At 70.7% G+C, this 15,666-nt stretch carries 11 protein-coding genes and 1 pseudogene; 10 read left to right on the top strand and 2 right to left on the bottom strand.

Annotated elements, in window-relative coordinates; translation table 11 throughout:
- Nucleotides 1–19 precede the first annotated feature (19 nt).
- The 4 genes from HF519_RS25335 (at nucleotide 20) to HF519_RS31795 (ending at nucleotide 5,450) form a co-directional block, all read left to right on the top strand.
- Nucleotides 20–1,384 (top strand): MFS transporter, encoded by a 1,365-nt coding sequence (locus HF519_RS25335; RefSeq protein WP_169415511.1) that lies wholly within the window; start codon nucleotides 20–22, stop codon nucleotides 1,382–1,384.
- 114 nt (nucleotides 1,385–1,498) lie between these two features.
- Nucleotides 1,499–2,806, top strand: a complete 1,308-nt coding sequence (locus HF519_RS25330; protein WP_169415509.1) for a citrate synthase — start codon at nucleotides 1,499–1,501, stop codon at nucleotides 2,804–2,806.
- Between the two features lie 124 nt (nucleotides 2,807–2,930).
- Nucleotides 2,931–4,328 carry a cryptochrome/photolyase family protein gene (locus HF519_RS25325; protein WP_169415508.1) on the top strand — a complete coding sequence of 466 codons (1,398 nt, stop codon included), beginning with the start codon at nucleotides 2,931–2,933 and terminating at the stop codon, nucleotides 4,326–4,328.
- Nucleotides 4,329–5,039: 711 nt separating this feature from the next.
- Nucleotides 5,040–5,450 carry a sunset domain-containing protein gene (locus tag HF519_RS31795; RefSeq protein ID WP_246245145.1) on the top strand — a complete coding sequence of 137 codons (411 nt, stop codon included), beginning with the start codon at nucleotides 5,040–5,042 and terminating at the stop codon, nucleotides 5,448–5,450.
- 84 nt (nucleotides 5,451–5,534) lie between these two features.
- On the opposite strand, the pseudogene HF519_RS31790 reads toward HF519_RS31795, so the two are convergent.
- Nucleotides 5,535–5,678 (bottom strand): annotated as a pseudogene (locus HF519_RS31790) (ATP-binding cassette domain-containing protein); the annotation flags it as partial.
- 104 nt (nucleotides 5,679–5,782) lie between these two features.
- The gene (locus HF519_RS25315) at nucleotides 5,783–7,669 is read right to left on the bottom strand and encodes a sigma-54-dependent Fis family transcriptional regulator (RefSeq protein ID WP_169415506.1); all 1,887 of its coding nucleotides are present in this window, start codon (nucleotides 7,667–7,669) and stop codon (nucleotides 5,783–5,785) included.
- Nucleotides 7,670–8,061: 392 nt separating this feature from the next.
- Here HF519_RS25315 and HF519_RS25310 point away from each other — a divergent pair, with 392 nt between their 5' ends.
- The 6 genes from HF519_RS25310 (at nucleotide 8,062) to HF519_RS25285 (ending at nucleotide 15,503) form a co-directional block, all read left to right on the top strand.
- Nucleotides 8,062–9,699 (top strand): ferritin family protein, encoded by a 1,638-nt coding sequence (locus tag HF519_RS25310; protein WP_169415510.1) that lies wholly within the window; start codon nucleotides 8,062–8,064, stop codon nucleotides 9,697–9,699.
- A gap of 125 nt (nucleotides 9,700–9,824) precedes the next feature.
- A complete protein-coding gene (locus tag HF519_RS25305; RefSeq protein ID WP_169415505.1) occupies nucleotides 9,825–10,880 on the top strand; it encodes an FAD-binding oxidoreductase in 1,056 nt (351 codons plus the stop codon).
- On the top strand, nucleotides 10,877–12,064 hold the full coding sequence (locus HF519_RS25300; protein WP_169415504.1) for a ferritin family protein: 1,188 nt from the start codon (nucleotides 10,877–10,879) through the stop codon (nucleotides 12,062–12,064). The genes HF519_RS25305 and HF519_RS25300 overlap by 4 nt, the downstream gene beginning before the upstream one ends.
- Nucleotides 12,061–12,432, top strand: coding sequence for a propane 2-monooxygenase effector subunit MimD (gene mimD / locus HF519_RS25295; protein ID WP_169415503.1), 372 nt, complete (start codon nucleotides 12,061–12,063; stop codon nucleotides 12,430–12,432). The genes HF519_RS25300 and mimD overlap by 4 nt, the downstream gene beginning before the upstream one ends.
- A 115-nt stretch (nucleotides 12,433–12,547) precedes the next feature.
- Complete coding sequence (gene groL / locus HF519_RS25290) at nucleotides 12,548–14,236, top strand: chaperonin GroEL (RefSeq protein ID WP_169415502.1); 1,689 nt, start codon at nucleotides 12,548–12,550, stop codon at nucleotides 14,234–14,236.
- An 85-nt stretch (nucleotides 14,237–14,321) separates the two neighbouring features.
- Entirely contained in the window at nucleotides 14,322–15,503 is a 1,182-nt protein-coding gene (locus HF519_RS25285; protein WP_169415501.1) for an amidohydrolase family protein, read from the top strand.
- Nucleotides 15,504–15,666: the final 163 nt, after the last annotated feature.

The raw sequence follows: 15,666 nt of genomic DNA, 5'->3' as shown, positions 1-15,666 counted from the left end.
GGACCCCCCCACCCACCGGCTGCCGGGTGGCCCCGACGCGCCGACCCGGAAGCTCGACTCGGGATCCGAGGCCGCCACCCGGAGGTTCGCCACCGGTCCGGGACGGCCCGGGCGGGTCTCCGCAGCCCTTCGCGGAGCGCTCGCCGACACCCGCCCGCTGCGCACCGACTCCTACCGTCGGCTCTGGCTCGCCGGGATCGTCACGGTCATCGGCGCCCAGATGTCGGTCGTGGCCGTGCCCACCCAGATCTACGAGATGACCGGCTCCTCCGCCTACGTGGGGTTGACCGGGTTGTTCGGCCTGGTCCCGTTGATCGTGTTCGGGCTGTGGGGCGGCGCGATCGCCGACGCGATGGACCGCCGGGTGCTCCTGCTCCTCACCGGCTCCGGAATCGCGATGAGCTCGCTGGCCCTGTGGGTGGCCGCAGCGAGCGGTGTCGGCGGGGTATGGCTGATCCTGGGCCTGTTCTCCGTGCAGTCGGCGATGCTCGCGGTCAACCAGCCGACCCGCAGCGCCATCATCCCGCGGCTGCTCCCGGCCGCGCAGTTGCCGGCGGCGAACGCGTTGAACATGACGGTGGTCCAGGTCGGTGCGGTCGTCGGGCCGCTGCTCGCCGGGCTGCTCATCCCGGTCGTCGGGCTGCCCACCCTCTACCTGCTCGACGCGGTCGCGTTGCTGGCCACCTTGTGGGCGACCTGGCGGCTGCCCCCGGTGCCGCCGCAGCGTTCCCCGGACGCCCGCCGGCGCGCGGGTCTGCGCGAAGTGTTCGCCGGTTTCCGCTATGTCGCGTTACACAAGGTGCTCCTGGTCTCGTTCCTGATCGACGTGATCGCGATGGGCTTCGGGATGCCGCGCGTGGTGTTCCCGGAGATGTCGGAAAAGGTCTTCGGCGACCCGCCGGGCGGCGGGATCGCCCTGGGGCTGCTGTTCGCCGCCATCCCGATCGGAATGGTGATCGGTGGCCTGTTCTCCGGCTGGCTGCACCGGGTTCGGCGGCAGGGTGTCGCGGTGACCGTGGCGATCTGCGTCTGGGGCCTGGGCATCGCGCTGTTCGGGCTGGCGAACTCGCTGTGGCTGGCGGTGCTCATGCTCGCCCTCGCCGGGGCCGGTGACCTGATCAGCTCGGTGTACCGGTCGTCGATGCTGCAGACGGTGGCAACCGACGAGATGCGTGGCCGGATGCAGGGCGTCTTCATCGTGGTCGTCGCGGGCGGACCCCGGATCGCCGACATGTGGCACGGCCCGGCCGCGGCGGGACTCGGCCCCGGGGTCGCGGCGACCCTGGGCGGCATCGCGGTGATCGTGGGAGCGATCACCGTCGTCTCCCTCTTTCCCGCATTCTGGAACTACCGTGGGCCCACCGAATCCCCGTCGCCCCGCTGAGGGCGGGGTGTCTCATAACGTGACGCCGGTCCGGCCGGGCAACCCAGATCGGCCTGGGCGCACTAGCGTTGCGCCCAAACACGCAACAACACGAGTGTGAGAGGGAACCTCCACATGTCTGACGAGTCCGCCGCGAGCGACACGGCTGTCCTGCGTTACCCGGGCGGCGAGCACGAGATGGCGATCAACGCCGCGACCGAGGGTGCTTCGGCAGTCGACGTCAGCAAGCTGCTGTCGAAGACCGGATTGGTCACCTTCGATCCGGGCTTCAACAGCACTGCGGCCTGTGCCTCCGAGATCACCTACATCGACGGCGACGCGGGAATCCTGCGTTACCGGGGATATCCGATCGACCAGCTGGCCGAGAAGTCGAGCTTCCTGGAGGTCAGCTACCTGCTGATCTACGGCGAGCTGCCGACGCAGGCGCAGCTGGACTCGTTCACCAACCGGATCAGCCGGCACACGCTGCTGCACGAGGACCTCAAGCGGTTCTTCGACGGCTTCCCGCGCGACGCGCACCCGATGCCGGTGCTGTCCAGCGCGGTCAGCGCGCTGTCGACCTTCTACCAGGACAGTCTCGACCCGTTCGACGAGGATGCGGTCGAGCTCTCCACCGTCCGGCTGCTGGCCAAGGTGTTCACCATCGCCGCCTACGCCTACAAGAAGTCGGTGGGCCAGCCGTTCCTCTACCCGGACAACTCGCTGGGCCTGGTCGAGAACTTCCTGCGGATGACCTTCGGCTTCCCGGCCGAGCCGTACGACATCGACCCGGACTTCGCCCGGGCGCTCGACACCCTGCTGATCCTGCACGCCGACCACGAGCAGAACTGCTCGACGTCCACGGTCCGGCTGGTCGGGTCGTCGCAGGCGAACCTGTTCGCGAGCATCTCGGCCGGCATCAACGCGCTGTTCGGCCCCCTGCACGGCGGCGCCAACCAGGCCGTGCTGGAGATGCTGCAGCGCATCCGCGACGTCGAGGAGGGCAATGTCGACGCCTTCGTCGAGCGCGTGAAGAACAAGGAGAAGGGTGCCCGCCTGATGGGCTTCGGGCACCGGGTCTACAAGAACTACGACCCCCGCGCGCGGATCGTCAAGCAGAGCGCGGACGAGGTGCTCAAGAAGCTCGGCGTCAGCGACCCGCTGCTCGACATCGCCAAGGCGCTCGAGGAGAAGGCGCTGGCCGACGACTACTTCGTCGAGCGCAAGCTCTACCCGAACGTCGACTTCTACACCGGCGTGATCTACCGGGCGATGGGCTTCCCCACCAAGATGTTCACGGTGCTGTTCGCGCTGGGCCGGCTTCCCGGCTGGATCGCCCACTGGCGCGAGATGATGAACGACCCGCAGAACAAGATCGGCCGGCCCCGACAGCTCTACACCGGGCCCGCCGAGCGCGACTACCTGTCCATGGAGAAGCGCTGACGGTGTGAGGGGCCGGCGGCCCGGGTCTTCCCGGGACTGCCGGCACCGGCCGGTGACGCGGTGCCCGACCAGCGGTGCCGTCGTCGCCGCGCGCGCCGGGTGGGCGGCCACTAGCGTCGCCGGCGTGGCCGACTCCCGGGATGCCTGCGTCGTCTGGTTCCGTCGTGACCTGCGGCTGAGCGACCAGCCCACGCTGCTCGCCGCGGCCGACGCTGCGCCCCGCGCGCTCGCGCTGTTCGTGCTCGATCCCCGGTTGCTCGGCCCGTCGGGCCCGGCCCGGCGGACGTTCCTCTACGGCTGCCTGCGCGAGCTCGACGCGGCGCTGGGCGGAAAGCTGCTGGTCGTCCGCGGCGATCCGGCCGACGTGGTGCCCAGGATCGCGAAGGCGGTCGGGGCCGCCACCGTGCACATCGCCGCCGATTTCGGCCCCTACGGCCGTGAGCGCGACGAGGTCGTCGAGAAGTCCCTGGCCGCCGACGGCTGCGAGCTGGTCCGCAGCGGATCCCCCTACGCCGTGGCCCCGGGGCGGGTCACGAAGGGTGACGGCGGCCCGTTCAAGGTCTTCACCCCGTTCCGCCGGGCCTGGGCGGACCACGGCTGGCGCGCTCCCGCCGAGACCGGGCCGCGGACCGTCGAGTGGATCGACCCGGCGGACAAGGATGGTGGGCCGCGCGCGGTCGGGATCCCCGACGACGAGAAGGTCGACGCCGAGCTTCCGGAGCCGGGGGAGGCCGCCGCGCTGCGGCGCTGGACGGAGTTCCTCGACGGCGGCGTCGAGGACTACGGCGGCACCCGGGACCGTCCGGACAAGCCGGGTACCTCCCGGATGTCGGTGTACCTGAAGTACGGGTGCATCCACCCGCGCACGATCCTTGCCGACCTGGCCCGCCAGCGGTCCGCGTCCGCCGGCACCTACCGCACCGAGATCGCCTGGCGGGAGTTCTACGCCGACGTGCTCCACCAGCGGCCCGACTCGGCGCGGAAGAACTACGACCGCGCCTTCGACGCGCTGCCCGTCGCGTCCGGGAAGGGCGCGGAGGAGAGGTTCGCGGCGTGGAAGGAGGGCCGCACCGGCTTCCCGATCGTCGACGCCGGAATGCGGCAGCTGCGTGAGCAGGCCTGGATGCACAACCGGGTGCGGATGATCGTGGCCAGCTTTCTGGTCAAGGATCTGCATCTGCCCTGGTGGTGGGGTGCGCGGTACTTCATGCAACTGCTCGTCGACGGCGACCTCGCCTCCAACCAGCACGGCTGGCAGTGGACCGCCGGCAGCGGCACCGACGCGTCGCCCTACTTCCGGATCTTCAACCCGATCACCCAGGGGGAGCGGTTCGACCCCGACGGCGACTACGTACGCCGGTTCGTCCCCGAACTGGGTGGCATCCCCGGCAAGCAGGTGCACCAGCCGTGGAAGCTGCAGGACGGCATCCCGGATGGGTACCCGGAGCCGATCGTCGATCACAAGGTGGAGCGCGAGGAGGCGTTGGCGCGCTACGAGCGGGTGAAGGCGGCCCGCCGCTGAGGGCCCGACCTGCACGGGGCACGCGATCTGCGGGGCCCTGCCACCCGGGCGGACCGGGTTGCCTAGTCTTCGGCGCACCCCCGAAGAGGAGGCTGACGCATGGGCAAGGGCTCGACACCCTCGCGACGACGCTGGCGGATTGCGCTGACCGCACTGATCGCGACCGTGTTCTGGGTGGCGTACCGGCGGACGGCCGGCCCGGGGAGTGCGACCACGCTCGACGCGGGTCGGCCCACGCCCGAGGTCCGGACCTTGAAGGCGGTTCGGTCCGACACGAGCGCGTCCGACACGAGCGCGTCCGGCGCGGCGCGCGGGCCGGTCGAGGGCCGCACGTCCACGGGGAACGGGGCCTCGGTCACCCCGATCCGGCGTGCTGCACCCGCCGCCGCGCCTGCTGCCTCCCGGCCCGCCCCCTCCGCGGGCACGCCGGGCCGGGCCGCCGTGTCCGCGACGCCGACGCCGATCAGGGAAGCTGCACCCGCCGCCCCGGCGCCGGGACGGGCCCCGGCGCCCGCCTCTGCTCCCGAACGCGCCACGCCGCCGGCTCCGGCGGCCGAACCTGCGCCGCCGGCTCCGGCGGCCGAACACCCTGCGCCGGCCGCTCCGGCGGCCGAACCTGCGCCGCCGGCTCCGGCGGCCGAACACGCTGCGCTGGCCGTTCCGGCGGCCGAACCTGCGGCGGCGCCCGCCCCGGCGACCGAACGCGCCACGGTGCCCGCACCGGCTCCCGACGAGGAGGCGACGCCCGCGCCCGCCGCGGACGACACGGCGCCCGCTCCGGCCGAGACGGCCACACCGCAGACGCCCACCGGTGCGGTGAGCGCCCCGGCCCCGTCCGGCGAACCGGCGGAGGCCCCGTCCACGGGCGCCGGGCCCGGGACCGCGGCCGACGTGCAGGAGTCCTCCTACGGCCCCGGTTCAGCCCTCCCGCTGCCCGACGGGTCCGCCCCGAGCCCCGAGTACACGATCAAGGGCAACGGGAACTCGAAGCTGTTCCACGCGCCGACCAGCCCGTACTTCGGCCGGACCAAGGCCGAGGTCTGGTTCCGGACCGCGGAGGACGCCCGCCGGGCCGGGTTCACCGAGTGGACCCGTAAGCCGCGGTCGCGTCGCTCCGGCTGAGCGGCCTGCGCAACGCCGCCGCGTCGAAGCCGAGCCGCCCGGCCCACCGCTGCGTGGACGACGTCGCGGCCCGGGTGTCCATGCGTCGATCGGGGCGCCCGTCCAGCGCACCTCCCCGGCGCCGGCGGACAGGACGCCGAGCACGATGCGCGTGGTCGTCGTCCTGCCGGCCCCGTTGCTGCCGACGAACCGAACAACTCGCCCGGCCGGACGGACGGTGAAGGTCATGTCGTCCAGCGCGACGAGCCGCCCGAATCGCCTACTGATCCCCGATGTCCGGCATGTGCGGAGCGTAGCGGCGCGGGAACAGGATCCGCCGGATCAGCGGGACGTCATGACCTGCCGGACTCCGCCATGGGGGGCATCGAGATGCCGTAGCCGCGGATCTTGCGGTAGATCGTCGCGCGCGACATGCCCAGCGCCCGGGCGGCCTCGGCCTTGTTGCCGTCGGTGTCGAGCAGCGCGTCGACGATCGCGTCGCACTCGATGGCCTCCAGCGGGGTGAGCACCCGACGGGTGCTGGCCCGGCACTCCGGAGGCAGGTCGGCCGGGGTGATCTGGCCGGTGCGCCGCTTGGCGACGATCTTGCGCAGCACCTGGTAGAGCTGTTCGACGTTGCCCGGCCAGCGGTTGCGCATCAGGATCCGCATGGCGTCGGGGGAGCAGGTCAGGTCGGCGCCCCGGGTGAGCCGGGCGATCAGGTGGGGGACCAGCTCGGCGACGTCCTCGACGTGGTGGCGCAGCGGGGGTACGTCGACGGTCCGGGGGAAGGAGTCCAGCAGGTCGGCGAGCTCGCGGGAGGTCTGCGACCGGCTGCGGTCCACGGTGGCGACCACCCAGGGCCGCTCGTGATCGGTGGACTCGCGGTGCGGTTCCAGCGCGTCGCCCAGGGCCTGCACTCCTTCGGCCGAGAGCCGGTCGACGTGGCACAGCACGAGCGTCCCACTGCCACCGGTCTCGAGCTCCTCGATGACCTCGGCGACCCACCGCGGGCCGTAGTCCTCGGCGTCGAGCAGCCGCAGGTGCCCGGCGGGGTTGTGCAGCTGGTGCGTGGCGCGGGCCAGGGTGCGCTTCCCGCTGCCCGGCTCGCCCTGCAGCACCACCCACTCCCGGGACCGGAAGTGCCGACCGACCGCCTGGCAGCACTTGGCCCACATCGGGCCGGACCCGACGGTGGCCGGCAGCGTCGTCGGGTGCGGGAGCAGCGTCGACCGTGACGGGGCGGCGTCGCTCGACACGAGCTGCACCTGCAGCACCCCGCCGGACAGCCCGCCCTCGGTCCAGCTCGGCCGGCAGTGCACGCGGGCGATGGCACCGCTGGGCAGGTCGACCAGGAGCTGGCGGTGGCGGCCGGAGTTGAGCGCTTCGGCGGCGTTGGCCAGCAGCGGCACCTGGTCGCGCGGGTCGAGCAGCTCACGGGCCCGGTCGTTCATCATCAGCAGGTCGTCGCTCAGGGCGAAGACCGCGCCCCGGTTGCGCTGGCAGGCGGCCAGATAGTCGTGCAGCAGCGCGAGCTCGCGGCGGCCGGAGTGCTCGAGCAGGGCCTCCTCGATGCGCCGGGCGATCGTGGACACCGCCGCGACCATCATCCGGTTCGCCTCGCGGCGCCAGCAGGTGAGGTCGATGACCCCGAGCAGCTTGCCGCTGATCGGATGCCGGATCGGGGCCCCGGCGCAGGCCAGGTCCTCGAGGTGCTCGACGTAGTGCTCGTGCCCGAACACCTGCGCCGGGGCGAGGCCCTCGAGCGCGGTGCCGATCCCGTTGGTACCGACGTAGCGCTCGGCGTAGCTGAACCCGGGTGCCAGCCAGACCCGGTCGAGGTGCTGGTTGAGCGCTGAGTCGCCGGTGCGTCGCTCGATGACGACGCCCTCGTCGTCGCAGAGGATGACGCTGACGGGCTCGCAGCCGAGCTGGTCGGCGACCTCGCAGACGATCGGCGTCGCGGAGCGGGCCAGCAGCGAGTCCTGGTCGCAGTCGGACTCGTAGGGCAGGTCGAGGTGGTCGGCCGGCACGGCCCACTGCCGCGACCGGGTCCACGAGGCGAGGATCGGCGTACGCACGATGCCCGGTTCGACCGGGTCGTCGACGAGGAAGGACGTGCGTGCTCGGGCAATTCGCTCGACGGGGGCTCCGGTGAGCACGTCGAACTCCGCCCCCTGGCCGTTGTCGCCGGCATCAGGGCGCTCGTAGCGGGCTGTTCCCTGCTTCGACTGGACCAACCGGTTGCCCTTTCGGGAGCAGCTGTGGTCCGCGTTATCGCGGCAGCCGGTATCGATCCGGACGGTACCGGCCGGACGCCGATGACGATAGGTGCCAGCCAACAGGTAACCGTCTCATATTGAGACCACAGGTCAGGCATCGGAGCGGTGTGATTCCGAGCACGAGATGAGCTGCTCCGAGGGCCCGCGAACCCCGGTCCAGAACACCTCGGGCCCACGTTCGTCGCCGAGGACGCCCGCGTCCGGTCCCCGGCAGACGTCCGGGGTCGACAACGGGACCAAACCACGACCCCCGCCGACCTCCGGGCTGGCGGCCCGCGGGGTCGAGGTGGCAGTGCGGTTGCTGCCCCCGGCCACTACCACCGTGAGGAGTTGACGTGAGTCGGCAGAGTCTGGCGAAGGCTCACCAGAAGATCCAGGAACTGGCCTGGGAACCGGCGTACCACGAGCCGTACATGAAGTACGGAACCGACTACACCTTCCGCAAGGCTGCCAAGAAGGACCCGCTCAAGCAGGTCCTGCGGTCCTACTTCCCGATGGAGGAGGAGAAGGACCACCGCGTGTACGGCGCTCAGGACGGCGCCATCCGCGGAAACATGTTCCGCCAGGTGCAGGAGCGCTGGCTGGAATGGCAGAAGCTGTTCCTGAGCATCATCCCGTTGCCGGAGATCTCGGCCGCGCGCTCGATGCCGATGCTGTTCCACGTGGTTCCGAACCCGGAGCTGCACAACGGCCAGGCGATCCAGATGATCGACGAGGTTCGGCACTCGACGATTCAGCAGAACCTCAAGCGCCTGTACATGAACAACTACATCGACCCGGCAGGCTTCAACAACAGCCTGCGGAACTTCCAGAGCGACTACTGCGGCACCATCGGCCGTCAGTTCGCCGAGGGGTTCATCACCGGTGACGCGATCACCGCGGCCAGCATCTACCTGACCATCGTCGCCGAGACGGCGTTCACGAACACCCTGTTCGTGGCCATGCCGGCCGAGGCGGCGGCCAACGGCGACTACCTGCTGCCCACGGTGTTCCACTCGGTGCAGTCCGACGAGTCGCGGCACATCTCCAACGGTTACGCCACCCTGCTGATGGCGCTGTCGGACGAGGACAACCGCCAGTTGCTCGAGCGCGACCTGCGCTACGCGTGGTGGAACAACCACCGCGTGGTGGACGCCGCCATCGGCACGTTCATCGAGTACGGCACGAAGGACCGCCGCAAGGACCGTGAGTCCTACGCGGAGATGTGGCGTCGCTGGATCTACGACGACTACTACCGGTCCTACCTGGTGCCGCTGGAGAAGTACGGCCTGACGATCCCGCACGACCTCGTCGAGGAGTCGTGGAAGCAGATCTGGGAGAAGGGCTACGTCCACGAGGTCGCGCAGTTCTTCGCCACCGGTTGGCTGGCCAACTACTGGCGCATCGATGCGATGACCGACGAGGACTTCGAGTGGTTCGAGTACAAGTACCCGGGCTGGTACGACAAGTACGGCAAGTGGTGGGAGAACTACGCGCGCCTCGCGACCCCGAACGGGCACAACGCGATCGTGGCCGAGGACGTGGACTACGTCTACCCGCACCGCTGCTGGACCTGCATGGTGCCGTGCCTGGTGCGTGAGGACATGGTCATGGCCGAGGTCGACGGCCAGTGGCGCACCTACTGTCACGAGGTCTGCCGCTGGACCGACGTCGAGGCCTTCCGGCCGGTCTACCAGGGCCGGGAGACGCCGAACATGGGCCGGCTCGTCGGCCACCGTGAGTGGGAGACCCTCTACCACGGCTGGAACTGGGCCGACGTGGTCCAGGACATGGGCTTCGTCCGCGACGACGGCAAGACCATGACGGCGCAGCCGCACCTCGACCTCGACCCGAAGAAGATGTGGACGCTCGACCACATGCGGCGGATGCCTCACCTGCAGAGCCCGAACGTCCTGCTCAACGAGATGAGCGACAGCGAACGCGACGCGTTCCACGCCGACTACATCCGTCAAGGACCGGCCGGACGCCCGGCACCCACCGACGCCTGAGCGCGGGTCAGGCGAAGGGGGAGGGCCGGTGAGCCGGCCCTCCCCCTGCCAGGCCCTGCCCACCTCCGCGCGCGGAACGGCCCGCCTGCACGCGGAACCTCCCACGAGCCGAAGGACGAGATCCATTGGGTGACAAGCACGTCGTCCGATTCGAACCGGTCGGTATCGACATCGAGGTCGACGAGGACCAGACGATCCTCCGCGCCGCGGCCGAGCAGGGCGTCCAGCTCATGCACGGGTGCAAGGAAGGACAGTGCGCGGCCTGCAAGTCCTTCGTCCTCGAGGGCGAGGACATCGAGCTGGACAGCTACTCGACCTTCGCGCTCCCGGACTACGAGAAGGAGGAGGGACAGACGCTGCTCTGCCGGGCGCACGCCTACGAGGACCTGGTGATCGAACTCCTCAACTACGACGAGGAGATCATCCGGTCCGGGCTGCCGCTGCGGAAGGGCACGGTCGAGGTGGTCGCGAACGAGCCGGTCACCCATGACCTGCGGCACCTGGTCGTCAAGCTGATCGAGCCCGAGGAGATCAAGTTCTTCCCGGGCCAGTACATGGACTTCCAGGTGCCGGGCACGGAGGAGACCCGGTCGTTCTCGATGGCGAACACGCCGAACCGTGACGGCCTGTTCGAGTTCGTCATCAAGATCTACCAAGGCGGTCTGTTCTCGGAGCACCTGGCCGAGAAGCTGCAGCCCGGGGACCGGCTGCAGGTGGAGGCGCCGTTCGGCACCTTCACCCTGCGCGAGGGCCGTACGTCGGACCTGTTGTTCGTCGGCGGCGGCGCGGGAATGGCGCCCATGCTCGGGCTGCTGCGGTCGATGGCCGAGCGCGGGGTCGAACGCAAGGTCACCTTCTACTACGGGGCGCGGGGCTCCCGTGACCTCTGCTTCGCCGACGAACTGGCGGAGCTGGGCGGGCGGCTGTCCGACTTCACCTACGTCCCGGCGTTGTCCGAGCCGGCCGAGGCCGATGACTGGGCGGGGGAGACGGGCCTGATCACGGAGGTCGTCCGGCGGCGCGAGTCCACATTGGAGGGAGTCGATGCCTATGTCTGCGGTCCGCCGCCGATGGTGGACGCGGCCATCGCCACGCTGACCGCCCTGGGAGTGAGCGAGAACCACATCTTCTACGACAAGTTCACCACCACCGGTGAACCGGAAGGCGAGGACGGCCCATGACCACCACCGAGCGACCAGAGCGCAGCGTCCCGAAGCCCGTCTTCACCGACGCGGAGGCCGGGGCGCGCGAGTTCCCCGACTCGAGCGCGAGCGCCCGTCGGTACAACTACTTCAAGCCGGCGAAGCGCAAGCAGACCCACTACGAGGACGTCACGGTCGACGTCCAGCCCGACCCGCACCACTACCTGACGCAGGGCTGGATCTACGGCTTCTCCAACGGCGAGGGCGGCTACCCGCTGCACTGGACGAAGCTCAAGGCGTGGGGCAGCGACAAGCCGGAGCCGCAGCGCGGTCCGGGCACCGGCGGCCTGCCCGTGAAGGAATGGCCGGCGCACGGGTGGCACGAGTTCCGCGACCCCAACGAGGAGTGGGAGCAGACCCTCTACCGGTACAACGCCAACGTCGTCCGGCAGCTGACCCAGAACGTCGAGAACGCGCGCAACGCCAAGGCATTCGAGCAGTGGACGCCGAACTGGGTCCGGTTCGTCGAGCGCAACGTCGGCGCCTGGATGCACATCGAGCACATCCTCGGGCTCTACGTCTTCGCCGGGAACGAGCGTTCCGGCCCGACCAACATGCACAACACCGCGATGGCGGTGAACAGCGCGCACAAGATCCGGTTCGCGCAGGACCTGGCGCTGTACAACCTCACGCTCACCGAGGAGATCGAGGGTTTCGACGGCAGCGCGCACCTGAACGCGTGGAACGCCGACCCCGAGTGGCAGGGCGCCCGGAAGGTGTGCGAGGCGCTGACCGCGGTCCAGGACGACTGGGGTGAGGCGATCTTCGCGGCGAACGCCGTGTTCGAGCCGCTGATCGGCGAGCTGTTCCGCAGCAACCTGGTGATGCAGTCCGCGGCGGGCAACGGCGACTTCGTGACCCCGACGGTCATGGGTGCCGGCGAGTACGACTACGCCCAGCGCGACCTGCGCTGGACGATCGCGTGCTTCGCCCCGCTCACCCAGGACAAGGAGTTCGCCGACCACAACCGGCAGCTCATGCAGGGCTGGCTCTCGAACTGGGTGCCGCAGGCCCTGCAGGCGGCCCGCCAGATGCAGCCGCTGTGGTCGCAGCCCGACGCCAAGCCGCCGAGGTTCGAGGACAGCCTCGACAAGGCCAAGAACCGGTTCGCCGGGATCTGCCGCGATCTCGGCCTCGACACCCCCGAGGAGCTGAAGCAGTGACTGCGTTCAAGACGGCCGAGAGCCCCTACAAGTCGGACAACACCGCCTCGAACATGTGTGGTTTCACCCTGATGAACAGCCAGGTCGGGGTGCTCATCGCGAACGTGCTGTCCCGCCTGGACAACGTCAAGGTCACCCACCTGCCCTCGATGATCCGGGTCGACGGTCAGGGCCGCTTCGACACCGTCTACGCCGACGTCGACGAGGAGGCCGGCGAGGAGGAGGGCTGGTTCAACGCGGCCGAGTTCGAGGAGGCCATGTCGACCCACTACGGCCGCATGGTCCACCTCGACGACCGCACGATCATGTTCGCCAACCCGGAGGACGCGGCCGAGTACATCGACTTCGACCTCAAGCCCGTCACGTAGCCCCACCTGCACCGGGTCGCCGCCCGGGGACGGTTCCCCCGGGCGGCGACCGGTCGTTGATCCGCACCCGCGCAGCAGACCAACGCATCCCGCTCACTCCAGGAGGATCCCACCCATGGCGAAGGAACTGCGATTCGGCGAAGAGGGCCGGCGCCTGCTCCAAGCCGGCGTCGACCAGCTGGCCGAGGCCGTCAAGAGCACACTCGGCCCGAAGGGTCGCAACGTGATCCTGGAGAAGATCACGGGCTCGCCCGAGGTCACGAACGACGGCGTGACCATCGCCCGGGAGATCCACCTGCGTGACCCGTTCGAGAACATGGGCGCCCAGCTGGTCAAGGAGGCGGCGGTCAAGACCAACGACACCGTCGGCGACGGCACCACCACCGCGACCGTCCTGGCCCAGGCCATCGTGCGGCAGGGGATGAAGGCGATCACCGCCGGCGGGAACCCGGTGCTGGTCAAGCGCGGCATCGACCTCGCGGTCGGGACCCTGGTCGAGCGCCTCACGGAGGTGGCGCACCCGGTGTCCTCCGAGGAGGACTTCGCCCGGGTGGCGTCGATCTCCGCCAACGACGACGAGGCGATCGGACGGGTCGTCGCCCGGGCGCTGCACACCGTCGGGGACGACGGCGTGGTCACCGTCGAGGACGCGCCGAGGCTCGGGGTCGGGGTGAGCTTCGTCGAGGACTTCGAGTTCGACAACGGCTACGTCTCGCCGTACATGGTGACGAACCCCGGCACGCTCGAGGCGATCGTCGACGACCCGTACATCCTGTTCTCCGCCGAGAAGATCAAGGACGTGCAGGCCTTGATGCCGGTGCTCGACAAGATCATGCGAGGTGAGCGCCGCCCGCTGGTGCTCGTCGCGGAGACCGTCGAGGGCACGGCGCTGCAGATGCTCGTGCACAACCACGTCAGCCGGACCTTCCAGGCCGTCGCGATCAAGGCGCCGGGCTTCGGCGAGAAGCGCATCCACATGTTGGAGGACATGGCCGCGCTCTGCGGTGGAAAGGTGCACAGCAAGAGCTCGTCGTTCTCGTTGGAGCAGATGACGACCGAGCACCTCGGGCGCGCGTCGCAGGTGCGGGTCACCAGCGACAACACCACGATCATCGGCGGCGGCGGGGACCGCGAGGCCCTCGAGCTGCGCCTCACCCAGCTGCGTGCCGAGCTCGCCCGCGCCACCATCGGCACCGACGAGGACTTCCTGTCCGACCGCATCGCCCGGCTGTCGGGCAAGGCGGCGATCATCGGGGTCGGCGCGCCCACGAACGCCGAGGCCAAGGAGATCCGCCACCGGGTCGACGACTCGCTGCAGGCCACCCGGGCGGCGATCGCCGAGGGCATCGTCGCCGGCGGCGGTGCCGCGCTCCTGCACGCCGAGCCTGCGCTCGACCGGCTCGAGGTCGACGGCGACTACCGCATCGGCGTGGAGATCGTCCGCCAGGCGCTGACCGAGCCGGTGCACCTGATCGCGTCCAACGCCGGCTACGACGGCGACGAGGTCGTCAAGCAGGTCAGCGCGATGAACGTCGATGAGGGCTTCGACGCGCTCGAGGGCCGGTTCGGCAACATGGTCGAGATGGGGATCATCGACCCGCTGCGGGTGGTGCGCTCCGCGCTGCAGAACGGGGCCTCGGTGGCCGGTCTCATCCTCACCACCAACTCGCTGGTGGCCGAGGAGCAGACGCCCTGGAACAAGTCGCTGATGACCGAGTTCGGGCAGCTCGACGAGGGCATTCCGCAGCCCTCGCCCGACTCGAGTACCCCGCAGTCGCTGGGACTGGGCCCCTCGGTCGGGTAGTCGCGACCACAACCCATCCGTCCGGGCGGGGCGCAACCCGCCCGACGGCTGGGATGGTCGGGAGGTCCGCCGCTGGAGCCGGTTCATGCGATCAGCACGGGAGGAGGCCGTGGTGTTCACGATCGCCTCCGAGCGCTACGTCGTGGTCGACGCCCAGGTGCACGCGTGGGACGGCAGCCCACACAACCAGGCGGGTCCGTGCGGCGAGCAGTTCGTCGCCGACCTGTACCGGCGGCATCGGGTGCTCGACCGCGCGCCGCGCCCGGTTCCGGCTGACGAGTTCGAACGGGTCACCGAGGCCGGCCTGGCCGAGGTGATCGGGGCCGGCCACGTCGACCGGGCCGTGCTGCAACCCGTCGCGCTCGACGAGCTGTTCGTGCTCGGCTTCAGCCCGGAAACCTGGCACGCCGAGCTGGCCGAGCAGATGCCCGGCCGGTTCGTCCTCACCGGAGAACTCGACCCGGCCCGGGGCCAGGCCGGCGCGCGCGGGCTCGCGGCCCGGGTCCGCCGTGGTGACCTGCGCGGGCTGCACCTGACCCCGAGCCGGCGGCCCGACGGCTGGGTCACGCTGTCCGAGCCGTGGTTGCGGCGGGTGCTGGCGCGGTGCGAGCAGTCCGGGGCCGGGGTGGTGCATCTCGGGATCGGGCCCACGGCGCGACGCGGGGACGGCTGCCCGGATTGGGCCGCCGACCGGCCGGGCTCGGGCTCCGGGTGTGACCCGTCCGATCCCGGCCGCCCGCGCTGGCCGCAGTGGGCCGACCCGGTGCGGGCCGGCTCCGCGCTGCCGGTGCGGACCCGGGTGGCTCGTCCGCGCCCTCGCAGCGGCTTCGCCGCGGGCGAGCTGCGTGAACTGGCCCGGGCGTTGCCGCGGGTCCAATTCGTGCTCGGCGCGGCCTGCCTGCCGACCGCCCAGCTGTGCCGGCTGGCCCGGCTGCCGAACGTGCACGTATTGCTCACCGACCTGCTCGCCGCGCTGCGGGTGCGACCGGCCGAGGCCGCCCGGGCGCTCGGCGAGCTGCTCGTCGCCTTCGGCGGGCACCGGCTCCTGTTCGGCAGCGGCTACCCGCTGGTGCGGCCGGGGCGGCTCGTGGAGGAGCTGGCCACTTTCCGCTTCCCGCCCGAGCTGCAGGCGGAGTTCGGTGAGCTCGACCCGGCCACCCGGCACGCGATCCTGGGTGGCAACGCCGCCCGCCTGTACCGCATACCGCTGCCCGCCGGCACCGCCCTCGGCGACGTCCGGCTCCGCCGCCCCGGCGCGGGCTCGTAGCAGCGCGCCGACCGTCGCGAAGGCCCCCTCGGCAACCCATGACGTGGTCGCGGCGCAGCGCCGGGGGATGGCGCGAAGGTGGCCTCGGTGACGTCATGCGTTCCCGAGGCCACCTTCGCGTCGTCGGACGGCGGGTCAGTGCGGGGGGCGGACGGCGCGGAGG

This window comes from Pseudonocardia bannensis (assembly GCF_012911875.1).
Lineage (GTDB): Bacteria > Actinomycetota > Actinomycetes > Mycobacteriales > Pseudonocardiaceae > Pseudonocardia > Pseudonocardia bannensis.
This window is presented reverse-complemented; position numbering and strand designations above follow the sequence as displayed.

Excerpts from the sequence above, each read along its gene's own strand:
- HF519_RS25285 (WP_169415501.1), top strand. The coding sequence starts at position 14,322 with ATGCGATCAGCACGGGAGGAGGCCGTGGTGTTCACGATCGCCTCCGAG.
- groL (WP_169415502.1), top strand. The coding sequence starts at position 12,548 with ATGGCGAAGGAACTGCGATTCGGCGAAGAGGGCCGGCGCCTGCTCCAA.
- HF519_RS25300 (WP_169415504.1), top strand. The coding sequence starts at position 10,877 with ATGACCACCACCGAGCGACCAGAGCGCAGCGTCCCGAAGCCCGTCTTC.
- HF519_RS25330 (WP_169415509.1), top strand. The coding sequence starts at position 1,499 with ATGTCTGACGAGTCCGCCGCGAGCGACACGGCTGTCCTGCGTTACCCG.